Annotated in this window: 8 protein-coding genes; all 8 read left to right on the forward strand. The window is 70.1% G+C overall.

Annotated features, from left to right (window positions below; all coding sequences use genetic code 11):
• The first annotated feature begins 6 nt into the window (after positions 1 to 6).
• The 8 genes from AC07VI_RS11475 to AC07VI_RS11510 are packed head-to-tail and all read left to right on the forward strand — an operon-like array spanning position 7 to position 17,180.
• Positions 7 to 441 carry a GPW/gp25 family protein gene (locus tag AC07VI_RS11475; protein WP_086147717.1) on the forward strand — a complete coding sequence of 145 codons (435 nt, stop codon included), beginning with the start codon at positions 7 to 9 and terminating at the stop codon, positions 439 to 441.
• Positions 428 to 4,138, forward strand: coding sequence for a baseplate J/gp47 family protein (locus tag AC07VI_RS11480; RefSeq protein WP_492993815.1), 3,711 nt, complete (start codon positions 428 to 430; stop codon positions 4,136 to 4,138). The genes AC07VI_RS11475 and AC07VI_RS11480 overlap by 14 nt, the downstream gene beginning before the upstream one ends.
• A complete protein-coding gene (locus AC07VI_RS11485) occupies positions 4,125 to 4,967 on the forward strand; it encodes a hypothetical protein (RefSeq protein ID WP_086147719.1) in 843 nt (280 codons plus the stop codon). Before AC07VI_RS11480 ends, AC07VI_RS11485 begins: the two co-directional genes overlap by 14 nt.
• Positions 4,964 to 5,269 (forward strand): hypothetical protein, encoded by a 306-nt coding sequence (locus tag AC07VI_RS11490; RefSeq protein WP_492993813.1) that lies wholly within the window; start codon positions 4,964 to 4,966, stop codon positions 5,267 to 5,269. Before AC07VI_RS11485 ends, AC07VI_RS11490 begins: the two co-directional genes overlap by 4 nt.
• Positions 5,266 to 7,647 (forward strand): baseplate wedge protein, encoded by a 2,382-nt coding sequence (locus AC07VI_RS11495; protein ID WP_492993811.1) that lies wholly within the window; start codon positions 5,266 to 5,268, stop codon positions 7,645 to 7,647. Before AC07VI_RS11490 ends, AC07VI_RS11495 begins: the two co-directional genes overlap by 4 nt.
• 1 nt (position 7,648) lies before the next feature.
• Positions 7,649 to 13,195 carry a contractile injection system tape measure protein gene (locus AC07VI_RS11500; protein ID WP_494808793.1) on the forward strand — a complete coding sequence of 1,849 codons (5,547 nt, stop codon included), beginning with the start codon at positions 7,649 to 7,651 and terminating at the stop codon, positions 13,193 to 13,195.
• 1 nt (position 13,196) lies between these two features.
• Positions 13,197 to 14,582: an ATP-binding protein gene (locus tag AC07VI_RS11505; protein ID WP_086148427.1), complete on the forward strand. Its 1,386-nt coding sequence runs from the start codon at positions 13,197 to 13,199 to the stop codon at positions 14,580 to 14,582.
• Between the two features lie 6 nt (positions 14,583 to 14,588).
• Positions 14,589 to 17,180 carry a hypothetical protein gene (locus tag AC07VI_RS11510; RefSeq protein ID WP_086148426.1) on the forward strand — a complete coding sequence of 864 codons (2,592 nt, stop codon included), beginning with the start codon at positions 14,589 to 14,591 and terminating at the stop codon, positions 17,178 to 17,180.
• The last annotated feature ends 16 nt before the right edge of the window (positions 17,181 to 17,196 follow it).

Below are 17,196 nucleotides of genomic sequence, written 5' to 3' on the forward strand. Positions count from 1 at the left end.
ACCACGATGAGCATAGACCAATCTTTCCTGGGGCGGGGCTGGGCCTTTCCGCCCACGTTCAGCAAGGGCCAGCGCGCCAGCGGCACGGGCGGCCAGGCGGCCATGGTGGACGGCGAGGAGGACATCGCCCAGAGCCTGCGCATCCTGCTGTCGACGGCGCCCGGCGAGCGCGTGATGCGGCCCGATTTCGGCTGCGGCATCAAGACGCACGTGTTCGACCTGGTCAATTACGGCAGCATGGCGACCATGAAGGCGCTGATCGAGCGCGCCATCCTGTTCTTCGAGCCGCGCATCACGCTGGAGAGCATCGAATTGAGCCAGCAGGACATCGCCAACGGCCGGCTCGACATCTGCCTGCACTACACCATACGCATGACGAATACGCGCAGCAACATGGTGTATCCCTTCTATTTCGTGGAGGGCACCGATGTCAGGCCGTGATCGCCCCCAGCCGCAGCTGTTCGTGCGCGACGGCAGCAGCCAGGATTGCCGGGCGCTGGCGCCCCTGCAGGACGGCTATTTTTCGCTGGCCGAGATGTCCTTCCCCGTCTTGCTGGCGATGGCCACCGAGCACGCCCGCCTGGTCGGCTTCTACCAGCTCGACGACCGGCCGGACGGCAGCTGGAAGCCTTTTTTCAGCGCTGACGAAACCATCGTCATGGCGCGCATCCTGGCCGTGCGGCCGCAGTACGAGCAGGCCAGGTTCGACCGTTGGTGGGCAACGGCCGGGATGGCGCCGGACGCGGCGGCGCGCGCCCGGGCAAGGGTGCCGACCTTGCGCCTGGCCCGCTTCCTGGAAGGCTGGCGCAACGACCTGGCGCAGGCGCGCGGCAGCGCCGGGCGCAAGCTGCACACGCTGCTGGCCGCTGTGATCGGCAGCCTGGGCACTGACCCGCACGCCCAGGCGGCGCTGCAGGCCGCCAGGCTGCTGAACCAGCAGGAGCGGCCCGAACCGGCGCTGGCCGATACGCCACGCGAGCGCATCAAGAGCAGCTACGACACCCTGTTTACGGCCATCGAAATGGTGCAGCGGGAAACGGCGCGCCTGCTGCCGGAAACGCTGGCGAGCGGCAAGCACGAACCGGCCGTGGCGCTGCTGATCGCCTTCATCCGCATGGCCCGGCAGTTGCACGCCAGGCTGAACCGGTTTACCAGCGGACACCTCGATTTCTACTACGATGGCATGCTGGGCACGCCGCCGCTGCCCGCCGTCCCCGACCACTGCTATCTGGTGGTGGCGCCCTGTCCGACGGGCGGCAGCATCGCCATTGCGCCGGGCACCGAATTTCTCGCCCGGCCCGATGCCGACGGGCGGCAGGCCGTGTATCTGGCCGATGCGGGATTGCTGGTGGGCGACGCCAGCATCGGGGCCATGCACACGCTGTACTTCAACCGCGACCGCAATATCTCGCCCGAAACCGACATGGACAAGCGCGGCAGCGTGGCGGCCAGGCAGGCATGGCCCAGCCATGTCTGGAGCCGGCAGCTGCCGCTGCCGGGCCAGCTCGATTACACCGATCCCGCCGCGTTGCGCGCGCTGCCCCTGCTGGGCGCGCCCAAGAACGCAACCGAAGCGGGCCAGGCGCACGATGCGCGCCTGGGCTTCGCCCTGGCCAGCAACGTGCTGCTGATGCGCGAAGGCAGGCGCCGCGTGAAGATCAGCCTGGAATTTGCCCCGCCGCACCTGAAATGGCGGCTGCTGCGCCTGATCACCGTGATCCGCCATAAAAAGATGCGATCCGGCAACACCGTCGACCGGGTGGAACTGGCCGACATCTGCCAGCGCATACTGCGCGGCCTGTTCCGGATCGAAGTGACGGGGCCGTCGGGCTGGATCCGCGTGCCCGCCTACCACCCCTCGCTGCCCGCCTCGGGCCAGGGCCACGCCACGGCAGGCGCGCTGCTGCAGATCGAGTTCGAGCTGGGACTGGAAATCGCGCCGGTGGTGGCGTATGCGCCGGCCCTGCATGGCGAAAGCTACCAGACGGCCGTGCCCATGGTCCGCCTGCGGCTCAATCCGGACAGCTACGTCCACCCGTACGGCCTGCTGCGCGGCTTGACGCTGACGGCGGCCAGCATCGCCGTGCATGTCAGCGGCTATCGTCAGTTGTCTTTGAGCAACCAAATCGGGCAGCTGAGCGCCGCCACCCCGTTCCAGCCCTTCGGTCCCATTCCCGTCGTCGGCTCCTACCTGATCGTCGGCGCCGGCGAGGCGGCCGGCAAGGATCTGCGGCATTTCCATGTCGACCTGGAGTGGGCCGAGCTGCCCGACGACGCGGGCGGCTTCAAGGCGTATTACCACGACTATTCCGACACGGTGGAAACCGAAGCCTACCAGGCCAGGGTGGAAGTGCTGGCCGACGGCGTGTGGCTGCCGCAGGAGAGCCAGGCGCCGCTGGCGCCCCTGTTCCAGACCGACTATGCGCGCGCGGCCAGCCGCCGCGTGCTCAGGCATATCCGCCTGTCCTGCGACGGCGTGCTCGAACGCATGCGGCGCGGCGCGGCGCCGCTGGCGCCCGGCAACGGCCCCTACAGCGCGGCGTCGCGCCACGGCTATTTCAAGTTCACGCTGGCGGCGCCCCGCTTCGCCTTCGGCCACCGCGAATACGCGCAGGCGCTGGCGCATGCGATGAAACGCAATCTGCGCAACAAGAGCGGCCGCTTCCTGGCCGGCATACCCGAACTGCCCTATACGCCGCTGGTGGCGGCCATCACGGCCAGCTACGAGGCCGTGGCGCGCATCGCCCTGCAGCAGCCGGGCGCCGCGCCGGCCGCAGGCTGGAACAATACCCTGTTTCACCTGCACCCCCACGGCTGGGAAGCGCTCAGCAACGCCACCGACGGCGGCGCCACCTTGCTGCCCGTGTATGAAGAACTGGGCTATTTGCATATCGGCCTGGCGGCCAGCAACCAGGCGGCCATGCTGACGCTATTCTTCCACCTGCAGGAGGATTCGCTGCCGGACGCGCCGCGCGCCGTCGCCTGGTCTTATCTGAGCGACAACAAATGGCAGCCCTTGCCTCAGCGCAACATCCTTTCCGACAGCACGGGCGGCTTCATGACCTCGGGCATGGTGGCGCTGAACATCCCCTCCGACATCAGCCTGCAGCACACGCTGATGCCGGCCGGCCTGTACTGGCTGCGCATCAGCGGCTCCGACAAGCTGAGCAATTTCTGCAGCGTCTACACGGTCTACACCCAGGCGCTGTGCGTGCGCCGCGACCCGGTCAGCATGCAGTCGGCCACGCAGGTGTCGCTGCCGGCCGCCAGCATCGAACGCAGCCGCCAGGTCATCGCCGGCCTCGGCAAAATAGCGCAAATCATCGCCACGCGCGGCGGCCAGCTGGCCGAAACGCGCGCGCAGCGCCACACGCGCCTGGCCGAACGCCTGCGCCACAAGGGACGCGCCGTGACGCCGGCCGACTACGAATCGCTGATTCTGCAGCAGTTCCCCGAGATCTACAAGGTCAAGTGCTTTGCCAACCTGAGCACGCAGGGCCATACCCCTGCCGAATGGCTGCGGCCCGGCCACATCCTGATCGTCGTCGTGCCGCCGCTGGCGCCAGGCAGCGCCCTGCATCACATGCCGCAGCTGAACGGCAAGCTGGTGCGCGAAGTGGAAGCATGGATACGCGCCCTGGCGCCGCCCGCCGCCACCATCGCCGTGCAGCACCCCGTCTACGAACAGATCCAGGTGCGCTGCAGCGTGACCCTGAAGCCGGGGCTGGCGGACGGCCTTGGCGGCCAATACATGACGCGCCTGAACGAGGATATCTCGCGCTTCCTGTCGCCGTGGAGCGCGCTGGGCAACCGCATCCATTTCGGCTGGAACGTCAGGCTGCACGAAGTGGAGTCCTACATTATCGGCCTCGATTACATTGCCGACGTCGGCGCCTGCTCCATGCTGCGCGTGGCGCCCACGGACAGGGGCAGCTATGTCCTGTCCGATACGGCCGCCGACAGCCGCAAACAGGGCATCGCCTGGCATTACCCGTGGAGCGTGGCCATTCCCATCGAAAAGCACCTGATCGACATCCATGCGCACGAGGGCGGGTCGCTGCAGCGGGCCAACCTGCACACGCTCGATATCGGCGCCACTTTCATCATCACCTCGAAGGCTACCCATGGCCCAGCATAGCCGCGACACCCTCAAACGCTACTTCCGGCACGGCGCGATGCCGGCCCAGGATGCCTTCACGGCACTGATCGAATCGATGCTCAACATCGTCGACCAGCAATTTGACAAGACCCCGACCGACGGCCTGAAAGTGGGCCAGATCGGCCAGGGACGGCTGCTCAGCTTCTATCACGACATCGACCAGAAAAGCGCGATCTGGTCCGTCAGGATGGAAACCCCGGGGCGCGGCCTGGTGTTCGGCACCGGCGGCCTGCAGGAGCGCGGCGACACGGACAACGCCGAGGATGCCTACCGCCGCGCCATGGAACTCAGTCCGGCCCCCGGCGGCGCGCGCTTCGCCACGCTGGCCGACAGCGCGGAGCCGGACGCCAGCCGCTTCCAGCTGGACCTGCAGGGCCGCGTGTTGGCCGACGGCCGCATCGGCCGCGCCGTCGCCAGCGTGCTGGCAAACGGCCAGTGGCAGCCCATCACCGGCAACCTGACGGGCTGCCACGCGTTCGAGGTGATGGCCGGCACCGGCAAGAAAGGCTCGGGCAAATACGCACTCATGCACGCCTATGCGGTCAACGCCTTCCAGGGCGGCAAAGGCGACATCACGTATCACCAGGCCCACTGCGGCAGCAAGTGCAGCCGGCTGGAGCTGCGCTGGACGCGCGAGTCGCCCGTGGCCGGCGATCCCTACCGGCTTGAAATCCGCACCGGCTGCGCGCTCGATAGCGCCGGCACGCCGGACGAGCGGCGCACGCGCATCCGCGTCCACCTGACCCAGCTGTGGTTCGACCCGGCGATGGACGAGTGCCGTCCACTGGCAGAGGGAGGCCTGCCGTGACGCCGCCACTGGCGCTGCGCCTGCACGCGGACGAAGGCGCGCTGGTCATCGAGGCGCTGGCCGAGCTGCCGTTCAAGGCCGTGTTTGAACTGATCGGGCGCCTGAACCGCCAGGCCAATGCCGCCGGCGCCAGCGGCGACGGGCCCGCGGCCCGCTACCTGGTCAGCGCCACCGACCTGGAACTGATCGTCGCCGCGCTGGGCCAGCAGCCATACCAGCGCGTGTACCGGCTGCTGGCGGCGCTGCGCGAACAGCTCGACAGCCAGCCCGCCGCGTGCGGCCAGGCGGCGGGCATCGCATGATCGCGCCCGAAACCATCGCGCGGCTCGAAGCCGACCCGGACGGCCTGGACTTCGCCGCCCTGCAACAGGCCGGCATGACCATGCTGCAGGAACTGTGCGGCGAATACTGGACCGACTACAACGCCCACGATCCCGGCGTCACCATGCTCGACCAGCTCAGCTATGCGCTGACCGACCTGGCTTACCGTTCCTCGCTGCCGCACGGCGATTATCTGGCCGCCGGCGACGGCAGCATCGACCTCGGGCGGCAGGCGCTGCACCTGCCGCAGGATATCTTCCCCAGCGCAGCGCTGACGGCGGACGACTGGCGGCGCCACCTGTACGACAGCATCCCGCACATCGAGGACGTCTGGCTCATCGAGGACGGCAAGGACGACGGGCTGGCGCGCATACGTCTGAAACTGGGCGAACCTGACGCCGCCCCGCAGGTGCAGGTGGAGATCAGGAAGACGTTCACGGCCGGACGCGCGCTGTGCCAGGACCTGGAGCGCATAGACGTGCTGCAAACGAGCAATTTCTACCTGAAAGGCGATATCGAAATCCATAGCCTGCGGGACCCGGCCGACATCTATGCGGACATTTTCTTCCAGTGCCAGCACCATGTTATTTCCGGATTGCAACTTATTGACTACGACCATGCGGCCGCCGACGGCATGCCTTTCGACCGCTTGTTTGCCGGTCCGTACACGGAACACGGCCTGATCCAGGAAAGCGGACTGTGCAACGCACGCGAACGCGTCTCCGTGGCGCGCCTGATCGGCGTGATCCGCGGCATTGACGGCGTGCAGAAAGTGCATGCGCTGGAACTGTGCGACAGCCAGGGCAATGACCTGGCCGGCGAACTGGAAAACCTGCCGGCCGATGCGGTGCCACGCCTGTGCGACCCGGAAGCGCCCTTGCTGAGGCTGCATTTCATGGGCAAGACCAGCGATGAAACGGATGCCGTGGCGAAGACGGCGCCAGCCGGGCCGGACCCGATGGCGGCCCTGATCGAGCGGACGAAGGACCGCCTGAAAAAGCTGAAATTCGAGTCGCGCGCCCTGCGCGAGCGCAAGGCCACGCTCGAACACTTCATCAGCGCCCCTAGGGGCGCCGGCGTCGCGCTCGATCCCTATTACTCGATCCAGCACCAGTTTCCCGCCATCTATGGCATCAATGCCTACGGCCTGCCCCCCAGCGCCTCCGCCGCGGAACGGGCCAGCGCCCGGCAACTGAAAGGCTACCTGTACGTGTTCGAGCAGGTCATGGCCAACTACCTGTGCAACCTGGCCCATATCCGGGACCTGTTTTCCATCGACGGGACGCTGGGGCAATCGTATTTCAGCCAGCCCGTCACGAACCGGATGCTGCCCGATATCGAACGCCTGTACACTGTCCCCGTCCCGGAGCTGGCGCAGGAACTGGAACGCATACGCGAACGCTACGACCCGTTCGAAGACCGCCGCGACCGCGTGCTCGACGTCATGCTGGCCATGTATGGCGAACGCTACACGCAACAAGCTTTGCGCAAATTCAATTTCTACTTCAGCACGCGCAAGGCGCTGCAAACCTGGTTGCTGGAAAACAAGCTGGCCTTCCTGAGCCGCATCGCCGGGCTCGGCAAGGAACGCGCGGCCGCCTTCCGCCACGACCAGCCGGCGTGGGATACGGACAACGTCAGCGGCGCCCAGCGCAAGGTCGCCATTCTGCTGGGCCTGCATCAGTTTCCCTGCTGCCGCTCGCTGACGGCCCCCTTGCGCCGCCTCGGCCTGCGCATCGCCGCCGGTGGCGCCGCCGCGGCCTCCCTGCCAGCGCTGCTGGCGCGCCTGGCGCAGCAGCCGCCGCCCGCCGGCATGCCCTTGCTGAGCATCACACAAGACACCCTGCACAGCGCCTGCCTGCACGGCTGGAACAGCGGCGCTGCGGCGCCCACGTCGCTCTCGCCGGAACAAAGCCGGCAGTTGCGCGAGCTGAACATGGCCTGCGAAGGCCTGCACCTGCTGGAACACACGCTGCTGCGCCCGCGCGATGCCGGCCGCGCCAGCCATCCGCCCACGCCCGACGGCTTTTATGCCTTCCAGGTCAGCATCGTTTTTCCCGGCTGGACGGCGCGCTTCGCGGACCCGGAATTTCGCAAACTGGCGCAGGAAACCGTCAGCCTGAACCTGCCGGCCCACATCCTGCCCGCCTTTTACTGGCTTGGCGACGTGGAAATGGAGGATTTTGAGAACCGCTACCGCAAGTGGCTCGACGCGCTGCGCGCGCAGACGCTGGACTGGCAGCAGAGAGGCGCGCCGGCCGGGGCCGTCGTGCGGGCGCTCGACGATGCCTCCGCGGCGCTGGTGCGGTTCCTGCGCGCGCCGCACCGCCGCCCGGCGCTCAGCCTGCACTGGATCTAGCGTGACCACGCCCTGCCACCGCATCGACGCCGTGCACCTCGACCTGACGTTCGAGAGCGACGCGCCGCGCTTGCTGCCGATGGCCGACGACGCCCTGCTGGCGCTGACGCGCGAGCTGGTGCTGCCGGCGCTGTCGCAGGCGCTGGACGAAGCGGACGAACCTGGCCGGCGGCGGCGCATCGGGCGGCTCGACATCGACCTTGGCCAGATTCCCGCCCACCTGCTGGCGTCGGAAATGCCGCGCCGCCTGCGCGAACTGCTGGGCAATGCCCTGCGCGACGCCTTGCGGGAAGCGGCGCCGGCGACAAGCGCGGCCGCCGTGCCCGCGCCGGCCGGGGACGCGGCGGCGGCAAATGCCATGAGCGGCGACAGCCGGCGCCTGCTGCACTTCCTGCGCACGGGCGACATGGCAATAGCCCGCGCCGAGGCCGGGCCCGGCGCCGGCGCGCGGCACGGCGGTCCCGACCAGCTGCTGGCGCGCCTGCTGGACGATCGCGGCGCGACGTGGCCCGCCATGCTGCGGCAGGCCGCCGGCGAGCCCGGCGTGCTTGCGCGTCTGGCGCAGCAGTTTTCGCCGGCCCAGCTGCGCCGCCTCGTGCGCCATGCGGCAGCGCGCGGCGCCGCCGATGCCTGGCTTGAGCTCATCGACGGCATCAGCGCGGCCCTGCCGGCCGGCACGGCGGACGGCCGCATGCAGCGGCGCCAGGCGTGGCACGTGGTGCTGAGCCAGGTGCTGGGCGGCAGCGCCCCGGCCGCCGGCGCGGCGTTGCGCGCGGCCGCCGCGGCTGTCCATCTGGAAGCGCGGCATGCGCGAAGCGAAGCGGCGGCGCTGCTGCGCGCGCTGGCGGGCAACGCCGCGCCCCGGCCCGCGGCGATGGTCGCCCCGCACCAGCTCCCGTTGGCGCCAGACGCGCCGGCCCTGCCTGCCGCCCCCTTTCACCTGCCGGCCACGCGGCGGCCCGCCGCGCTGCGCGCCTGGCTGCAGGCATTGCGCCAGGCTCCGGCGCGCTTCATCGCCAGCCGCTACTCGGCCCAGCAACTGCAGCAGCTGCTCGACGCCTTTCCAGGCCTGCGCGGCGACACGCTGGCGGCCATCGCCATGCGGCTGCCGCGGGCGCGCGACCGGCAGCGCTATCTGGGCCTGGCATTGGACAGGCTGCTGCGCGACCCGCCGGAGACACGGCCGCACGGCACCGCCAGCGCCGGACAGCCGCCCGTGACAACGGCCGCGACGGCGCAAGGCCCGGACGCCCTGCGCGAACGCCTGGCGCGGGCGCTGGCCAGCGCCGACCCATCCATGGTGCAGGCAGACTGGCCAGCGCTGCGGCGCGAGCATGCGGCGCTGCTGCGCGCCGCCCTGTGCAGCCATGGCGGTGAGCGCGCCGCCTGGCAGCGCATCGCCAGCCATTTTCCGCCCGCCATGCTCGACGACATGGCCGCCGTGCTGGCCGGACCAGGCGCCTGGCCCCTGACGCCGCCGGCCGGCGCCGCATGGCATGCCGCCCGGCGCGCGCGCTGGCTGGCGACCGTGCTGCGCGGCGTGGCAGCCGCCGCAGCATCCGGCACCGGCCTGCCCCTGGCGCCAGGCATGGCGCAGGTACAGGAGGAAGCAGGAAAAACACCGCAGCACGGCAGCGCCAGCCAGCGCTTCATGCACGGCCTCCTCGATGACTTCCAGCGCGGCCGTGCCGCCGGCGTGGACGCGCCAGACACGCAAGACAGAAGCGATGGCGGCGCGGCCGCCGCCACGGAACCGGCGACGGCCGACGCGGGCGAGCGCCTGGCCAGCGCGCTGTCAACGGCCGACGCCTCGGCCATCTATGCCGACTGGGATGCGCTGCTGCGCGGCGCCGCGGCGCAGTTGCGGGCCGCACTGCTGGTGCAAGGCGCCGCCAGCCCGGCCTGGCCAGCCGTCGCCAGCCGCTTTCCGGCGTCCATGCTCGATGACATCGCCGCCCTGCTCGACGTGCCATGTCGCGCCGCCAGCGAGGCCGACACCCGCGCCGGCTGGCTCGACGCGGTGCTGGCCACGCTGGCTTCCCGCGCGGCGGCCGGCGCAGTCCATGACCGCGCCCCGGAACCTGCCGAGGCGGCGCCGGCGCGCGTTCCCGCCACGCGGCCGTCCGAAGCATGGAACGATATCGTGCGCCTGGCGCAGGCCGCCGGCGCCGGCCTGGGCGACGGGAGCGCCAGCCAGCTGCTGCAAGCGGTCCGCACGCGGGCCGCGGCCAGCGGCAGTCCGGCGCGCTTCCTGGCGCTGGCGCGCGTTGAGCTGGCGGCGGCGCGCCAGATCGACCTTGACGCCATCGCGCAACGCACCAGCGACGCCTGCGTCGCCCTGTTCATGCGCGCGCTGGCGCACGGCGATGCGGCCGCCCTGCTGCCGGAATGGCCGGCCCTGCGCGCCGCCTGCGCCGGCCAGCTGGCCGACGCCATGCGCCGCATCGGCCCGCGCGAAAGCGTCTGGCGGCGCGTCTCGCAGCGCTTCCCGCCCGCCATGCTGGACGAGCTGACGGCGCTGCTCGCGCCGCCGGCGCAGGCCGCGCCGCACGCGGGCCGGGATGCCGCCATGCGCCGGCGGTGGCTGGCCAGCATCCTGGAGCTGGCCGCGCATCCCGGCGATGCGACCGCCTCCGGCACGGCACGGCTGGCCGCCACGGCGCCCCATGAGGCGCCAGAGGCCCAGGCAGGACAAGAGGCGCAGGGAGTGCAGGAAGCGCAGGAAGCGGACGCCGTCCCGGTCCCCGTGGAGCACATCGTGAGCGCCCTGCTGGCCGCAGACCATGCATCGCTGTCACCTGCCATGCTGGCCAACAACAAGGCGGCAGCGCGGGCCGCCATCGGCCGGATAGGCCTGCGTCCCGACGTGTGGCGCGACGTGGCGCGGCGCTACCCGCGACCGCTGCTGCAAGCCCTGGCGGCAGTGCTGGCGCCGGACGGCGGCGCGGCCTCCGCCCTCGCTGCCCTCGCCGCCCCCGGCGCCATGAAGGCTGCCGCGCCTGCCGCAGGTGGCGCCGCCATGCCGGCGCCGCACGCGCCATGGCGGCGGCAATGGCTGGCCCGCATCACGCGCCGGATTGCCGCCGATGCCGGCGCCGCCAGCCGCGGCGCGGCGCCAGGCCAGCACGCCTTGCCGCCCGGCGCGCCGCCTGCGGCCGCGCCGCCAGCCGGGATGGGCACCGCAGTACCGTCCTTCGCCATGCGCGATTCCGGCGTTTCCGGCGTTTCCGGCGCTGCCATCCTGCCTCGCCGCTTGTCCCGCGCTGAGCCGCCGCGCCTCACGCGCGCGGCCCAGGCGGCACAGCGCCGCGCGCGCATGGACAGCATGGCGCAGGCGCTGCTGCGCGCCGATGCGCCCGCCCTTGCGCCGCTCGTGCTGGCCGGACCGCCGGGGCTGCTGCGCGAAGCGGCAAGGCATATCGGCGCCGATAACGGTACATGGCGGCGCGCGGCGGCGGCGTTTGCGCCATCGCTGCGCGCGGCGCTGACCGCGGCAATGGCGCCCCAGGCAGCGGCGCTCGCCGATGCGTGGCTGGCGGAAGGCGCCGGCCGCGCCGACGACGAGGCCCGCCGCTTGTGGCGACGCAGCATGTCCTATCTGGCCGGCCTGCCCCCGGGCGCCCCCTTCGATCCGGCCGCCTACGCCCATGTCCTGCAGGCGGCGCGGGCAAGCGAAGGCGCATCGTCGGATGCCGGCGCCGCCGCCCGCCACGCCCGCATCGCGCCAGCCCTGGCGCATGCAGCCGACATGGCCAGTCTGTCCGGCCAGACCGACAAGGCCGGGCTTGCGCACGCCAGCCCGGCATCGCCAGCGGCAGCCCGCCTGCTGCAGCGGATCGAGCGGCAGATCGGACAGCAAACGGGCCGCCATGCCGGCGCGCGCGCAGCGACGGGGATCATGTCCGCCCAGCCCGCCGGCGCAGTCATGCTGCAAGCCATTGCCGCCAGGGCGGCGCGCAGCGCCAGCCCGGAGTCCTTCCTGCAAGCGGCCCTGGACACGCTGCGCCTGGGCGCCGTCCTGGACCTGGACGCCGTCGCCGCGCAAGCCGGCGCGGCCGCCACAGCCAGCCCCGCGGCGCCGGGGACTCCGGGGACCCAGGCAGCGCCGGCGCCGGCACTTGTCGCCACGGCCACCGGCGGCCGCGCGCCAGCCGCCATGCAAGGCGTGCGGCGCCAGATTGCGGCGCGGCTGGCGGCCGGCGCACCGGCGCAGGAGCGCCACGCCGGCACGCTGCTGGCCGCCGTCGATGCCCACGCCGCCCGCAGCGCGGCGCCCGCAGCCTACCTGCGGCAAGTGCTCGATGCGCTGGAAGCGGGCCGCGTGATCGACCTCGATGCGCTCGACGCGCGCCATGCTCCGCCGCAGCAGCCGCAAACCGGGGCAGCCGCCATAACCGGGCAGCCCGATGCCGCCACGCCGGCACGGCCGCCGGAGGCGCGTCCCGTGCCGGCGCACGCGCCGCCGGAGCCGGCCCGGCACCGGGAGCCGCGAGCGCAACTGCCAGCAAATCCGCCTGCCGGCCCGCTGCACCGGCCCCTCGGCAGCGAGCTGGCACGGGCGCTGGGGCGGCATGCGCCGGCGCAGCGCGCCGCCCTGGCCCGCCTGCTGCAGCTTGCGGCAGGCGACGACGACAGCGACGGCACGCCGGTCGCGGCGGAAAATGCCGCCGCCAGGCCGCTGCCGCCCGCCCTGCTGCATGGCGTGGTCGAGTTGCTGGCGGGTGACGCGCGGCAGGCGCAGGCGCGCCATGCCCGCGACGTCGCCGACCTGGCCGCCGCGTGCCTGCCCGGCGCCAGCCTGCAGCAATGCACGCTGCAAGCGCTGCAATTTGACTTCGACTGGTTTTTCGGCCAAGGCCGGCCCTTTTCTGCGGCGCCCTATGCGTACGCGCTGGCCAGCCACCTGGCGCAGCCGCACGGCGACGCCGCGGTGGCGCGCCTGCACGCGGCCCTGCATGCGCGCCTGGGCATCGCGCCGCCGCAACCGACGCTGGCGCAGCACGAGGGCGCGTCCGCGGCGGCGCCTCGTACTGTGCCGGCCGAAGGTGAAACGCTGTACCTGGCCAACGCGGGCCTGGTGCTGATCGGCCCCTACATGCCGCGCCTGTTCAGCATGTTGGGACTGACGGAGGGCGCGCGCTTCAGGAACGCCGAAGCGGCCGAACGCGCCGTGCACCTGCTGCAGTACGTCGTCGACGGCCAGTGCGACCAGCCCGAATATCTGCTGGGCTTGAACAAGGTATTGTGCGGCGTGAGCGCCAGCGTGCCCGTGGTGCGCGAAATTATCGCCACGGAAGAGGAGCGCGCCACCATCGAGATGATGTTGCGCGCCATGATCGAGCACTGGAAAAAAATCGGCAATACCTCGCCCGACGGCTTGCGCCAGGCTTTCCTGCAGCGACCGGGCAGCATGCATCTGCACGAAGACGCCTGGCGCCTCAGCGTGGAAGCCGGCGCCTTCGACATGCTGCTCGACACGCTGCCCTGGTCTTTTTCAATCATCAAGCATCCCTGGATGGAAAGGGCAGTCCATGTCAACTGGCGCTGATATGCAGGCAATGCGCGCCAATGCCCGCAGCCTCGAACGTGAAATCACCTGGTTCGAACAGGTGCTGGAATGCCGCTTCCACCACTATTTTGTCCAGCCGGACAAGCCCGCCCCCGAGCCTGCGGCCCCGCCGCCGGACCTGGCGGACGACCCGTCCGTGTATGCGCAGACGGTGCGCCGCGCCGTCGACGGCGGCATGAGCGCAGACGAACGCATGGTGCTGCTGCTGGCGCTGCTGCCCCATCTGCGGCCCCAGGTGCTCGACTTGCTGCTGACGCACAACAAGCTGATCGAACGCCCGTTCACGGAATTTGGCGGCTTGCGCGGCAATGCGGTCACGGGCTTGCTGCCCACCTGCGAAACGGCCGTGTTCATCCTGGCCGGCGACGACCTGCAGCGGCGTTTCGAGGTGATGCGCCTGTTCGAAGCTGGCCACTTCTTTGCCCAGCAGGGGATGCTGAAAATCGTGCCGCCGGAGAACGGCGAACCGGCCTTGCGCGCGGCGCTGGCCATGGAAACGGACTACCTGAACCGCTTTACCAACGGCCAGCACCACAAGCCCGACTTTGGCGCCGGCTTCCCGGCCAAGCTGATCACGACTTCGCTGGCCTGGGATGACCTGGTGGTGGCGCCCGAAGTACTGGACGACATCGAGCAGATCCGTACCTGGCTGCACGGCGGCCGGCAGCTGCTGCAGGACTGGGGCCTGGAAAGAATGGTCAAACCCGGCTACCGCACCCTGTTCTACGGGCCGCCCGGCACGGGCAAGACGCTGACGGCCACCCTGCTCGGCCAATCCGCCGGCGTCGACGTATATCGCATCGACCTGTCCATGCTCGTCTCCAAGTACATTGGCGAAACGGAAAAAAACCTGGCCAGCGTCTTTGACCAGGCGCAAAACAAGAACTGGATCCTCTTTTTCGACGAAGCCGATGCGCTGTTCGGCAAGCGCACCGAAGGCAGCACCTCGAACGACCGCCACGCCAACCAGGAAATCGCCTACCTGTTGCAGCGGGTGGAGGACTTCCCCGGCGTCGTCATCCTGGCCACCAATCTCAAGTCCAACCTGGACGAAGCGTTTTCCCGGCGCTTCCAGTCAGCCATCTACTTTCCCCTGCCCGATGCGCTGCAGCGCGCGCGGTTGTGGCGGCAGCTGTTCCCCGATCCGGCCAGGCTGGCGCCCGACGTCGACCTGGCCGACCTGGCCGACAAGCACGTGCTCTCCGGCGGCGCGCTGGCCAACGTGGCGCGCTATGCGGCCATCCGCGCGGCGCGGCGCCATGCCATGCTGCCCCTGCAGCCACCACCGCCGGCGGCGCGCATCAGTGCGGACGACCTGCTGCGTGGGATTAAAAAAGAATTCATCAAGGAAGGACGCACTCTGTAGCCCGCCATGAAACCATCCCCATTCCACCATGTCCTCTCCTGCGCCGCGCTGGCCCTGCTCCTGGCCGCGCCTGCGCACTGCGCCGACACTCCGCCGGCCCCGCCACCCCAGCCCGTGGCGGCCACGCGCCTGCTCTCGGTCGAGGTGCTGCAGCACTACGACCGCGCGCGGCAACAGCGCATCCAGGAGGCGCTGGCCTATGTCTTCGATGGCGACGCCGCCTACAAGGCTGCCTACGCCGAGACGAGCAAGCCGCTGTCAGACCGCGTGGTGGGCCCCATCACGCTGTCCTTCATCAGCCGCTTCTGGCTGTACTACAACATCGAACCGGCCGGCAACGTGACGGAAGGCTCGGTGGACACGCTGCTGCAGTTTGTCGGGCGCCTGAAACGCCATCCCGCCTGGCGCGTCGACCTGCTCAGCGCCGCTTTCGGCCGCTGGATCGACCGCCAGCCGGACAAGGCGGAGCTGTACCGCATCCGCCTGGCCGTCGATCCCGTGGCCCTGCCGCCGGTGCTGGCGCGCTATCACGCCGAAGCGCCGGACACCGGCGTCGATGCCGAAACCACGCCCCTGTCCGTGTACTGGTACGGACTGACGGCGCCGGACCTGGCCACGATCGAGGCGCAGCCCGCCTACACGCCAGCCGTGCTGCGGGCGCTCGATCCGCTGGTTGACGATGGCCTGTTCAAGACGGCGGCCGAATTCGACGAAGCCGTGCAGGCCACGCTGAAGGCCGACGGCATCGACGCAGCCCCCCTGCTGCCGCAACTGCAGGCGGCGGCCCGTACCGAGGCCGGCTATGAGCTCAGCCAGGACGTGCTGGAAGCGCTGCAGAAACAGCCCCAATTGCCGCCGCAACTGGCCAAGCTGCTGCCCGACCTGGTGGGCATGCAATTTCCGCGCCGCTCGCTGTTCGACCTGGCCGTGATCGGCCGGCTGCGCGTGGGCCTGGGCATCTGCCGCAACAACCTGGGGCTGGCGGAACAGGAGAACCAGGCACGCCTGCGGCTGGGCGAGGAAGACGCGCAGGCGCTGCTGGCGGGCCTCGACCCGCGGCTGGCGGCGCAGCTGCAGCAGTGGTCGGCCAGCGGCGAGTGTACCGTGGAACACCGCGAGGCGGCGCCGCTGGCCGCGCTGTACGACAGGTATCGTCCGCTGTTCGACGCCGTCGTGCGCAAGGCGCCCAGCTACGCGCAATCGAAGCCCATCGTGCTCGAATCGGACCTGTGCGGCTGCAACACCGACAATCTGCAGGGGGAAGTCTACCGCTTCTATCCATTCTGGCTGGGCGGCGCCCCGCAGAAGACGGATTTCAGCCTGATGTCGCGCCTCGACTACTACGGCATGACCTTCGACAATAACGGCGAGCTGAGAATGGCGTCGGACGGCCGCAGGATCGCCGACCTGTTTACGGGCGCACAGGCGCGGCAGCTGGATTTCATCACGGCCGCGCGCCGCCACCGCGTCAAGGTGGACTGGGTTGTCCACCGTACCGACTGGGCGCAGTGGCCGCGCATCGAGTCCAAAACCCGCGGCGCCATCCTGAACCGCCTGGCGGCCAACATCGTCAGGCTGCTCGAGACGCGCATGACGGGGCTGCCGTCGAGCATGCTGCCCTGGCTATCGTTCGGCATGACGGCGACGCCGGTGCGCGGCGATGGCGTCACGCTGTACTTCGACGGCTATCCGCGCGACGCCGCTTCGGTGACGCTGTACGACCAGTTCATCGCCGACCTGCGCCAGCGCCTGACGGTCGGCGGATTCGAGCTGAACATCATGATGCGGCACGCGGAACTGAACCACGGCATCTACCGCTACGACAAGCTGGAGGCCATGGTGCCGATCGCGCCGCCGAACACGCAATCGGCCCTGTATGGCTGGGCCAGGAGCAAGCTGCGGCACACGCTGGGAGCGGAACCGTCGGCCGACGACTTCGTGCAGCCGCGCTATCTGGTGCTGCTAGGCGAACCGACGACATTCAGCAAGAAAGCCCTGCGCGAGGAAGTGGAACAGGCCATCCATGGCAGCGGCCGCATGGCCGTGCTGCGGCGCATGGTCCCGGTGATCAATTTCGATGGCCAGAGCTGGTCGCAGCTTGAAGATGACCTGATTTACTTCGAACAGAATTTTGGCGGCGTGGGTTTCTGGCCCGGCACCAAGCCCAATAATGCCGATGCAGGCAAGACGGCCGTTCCTGGCATCTCGCGCTGCCAGGTCTCGCAGCTGGTGGAGGACTGCATCCAGGACCATTTCCGCAGCCCGCCCGGCGAAGCGGACAGCGTCGCGTGCAAGTTCATTTGCGAAAACCGCTGGCCGCTGCGCTTTGCGCTCGACGTGCTGGCCATCGCGCTGGCCCTCGCCGGCATTGCCTATCTGCGCTGGTGCGGCGTGCGGCCCGTCTTGCAAAAATACTATCTGGTGCCGCTGGCGGGCGCCGCCCTGGCCGCCGCCATCTTCGTCGGCCTGCTGATCTGCGATCCCTTCCTGGCCCACCTGTCCGACGGCATCGTCATCCCCGCCGCCCTCGTATTGTGCATGGTGGCGATGTACTTCTATTTCCGTCAGATGCTCAAGGAGCGCGACGCGCGGCCGTGAAGCGGCACGGCCGCGC

The organism is Janthinobacterium sp. GW821-FHT03A03 (assembly GCF_059421435.1).

Excerpts from the sequence above, each read along its gene's own strand:
- AC07VI_RS11475 (WP_086147717.1), top strand. The coding sequence starts at position 7 with ATGAGCATAGACCAATCTTTCCTGGGGCGGGGCTGGGCCTTTCCGCCC.
- AC07VI_RS11480 (WP_492993815.1), top strand. The coding sequence starts at position 428 with ATGTCAGGCCGTGATCGCCCCCAGCCGCAGCTGTTCGTGCGCGACGGC.
- AC07VI_RS11485 (WP_086147719.1), top strand. The coding sequence starts at position 4,125 with ATGGCCCAGCATAGCCGCGACACCCTCAAACGCTACTTCCGGCACGGC.
- AC07VI_RS11495 (WP_492993811.1), top strand. The coding sequence starts at position 5,266 with ATGATCGCGCCCGAAACCATCGCGCGGCTCGAAGCCGACCCGGACGGC.
- AC07VI_RS11505 (WP_086148427.1), top strand. The coding sequence starts at position 13,197 with ATGCAGGCAATGCGCGCCAATGCCCGCAGCCTCGAACGTGAAATCACC.
- AC07VI_RS11510 (WP_086148426.1), top strand. The coding sequence starts at position 14,589 with ATGAAACCATCCCCATTCCACCATGTCCTCTCCTGCGCCGCGCTGGCC.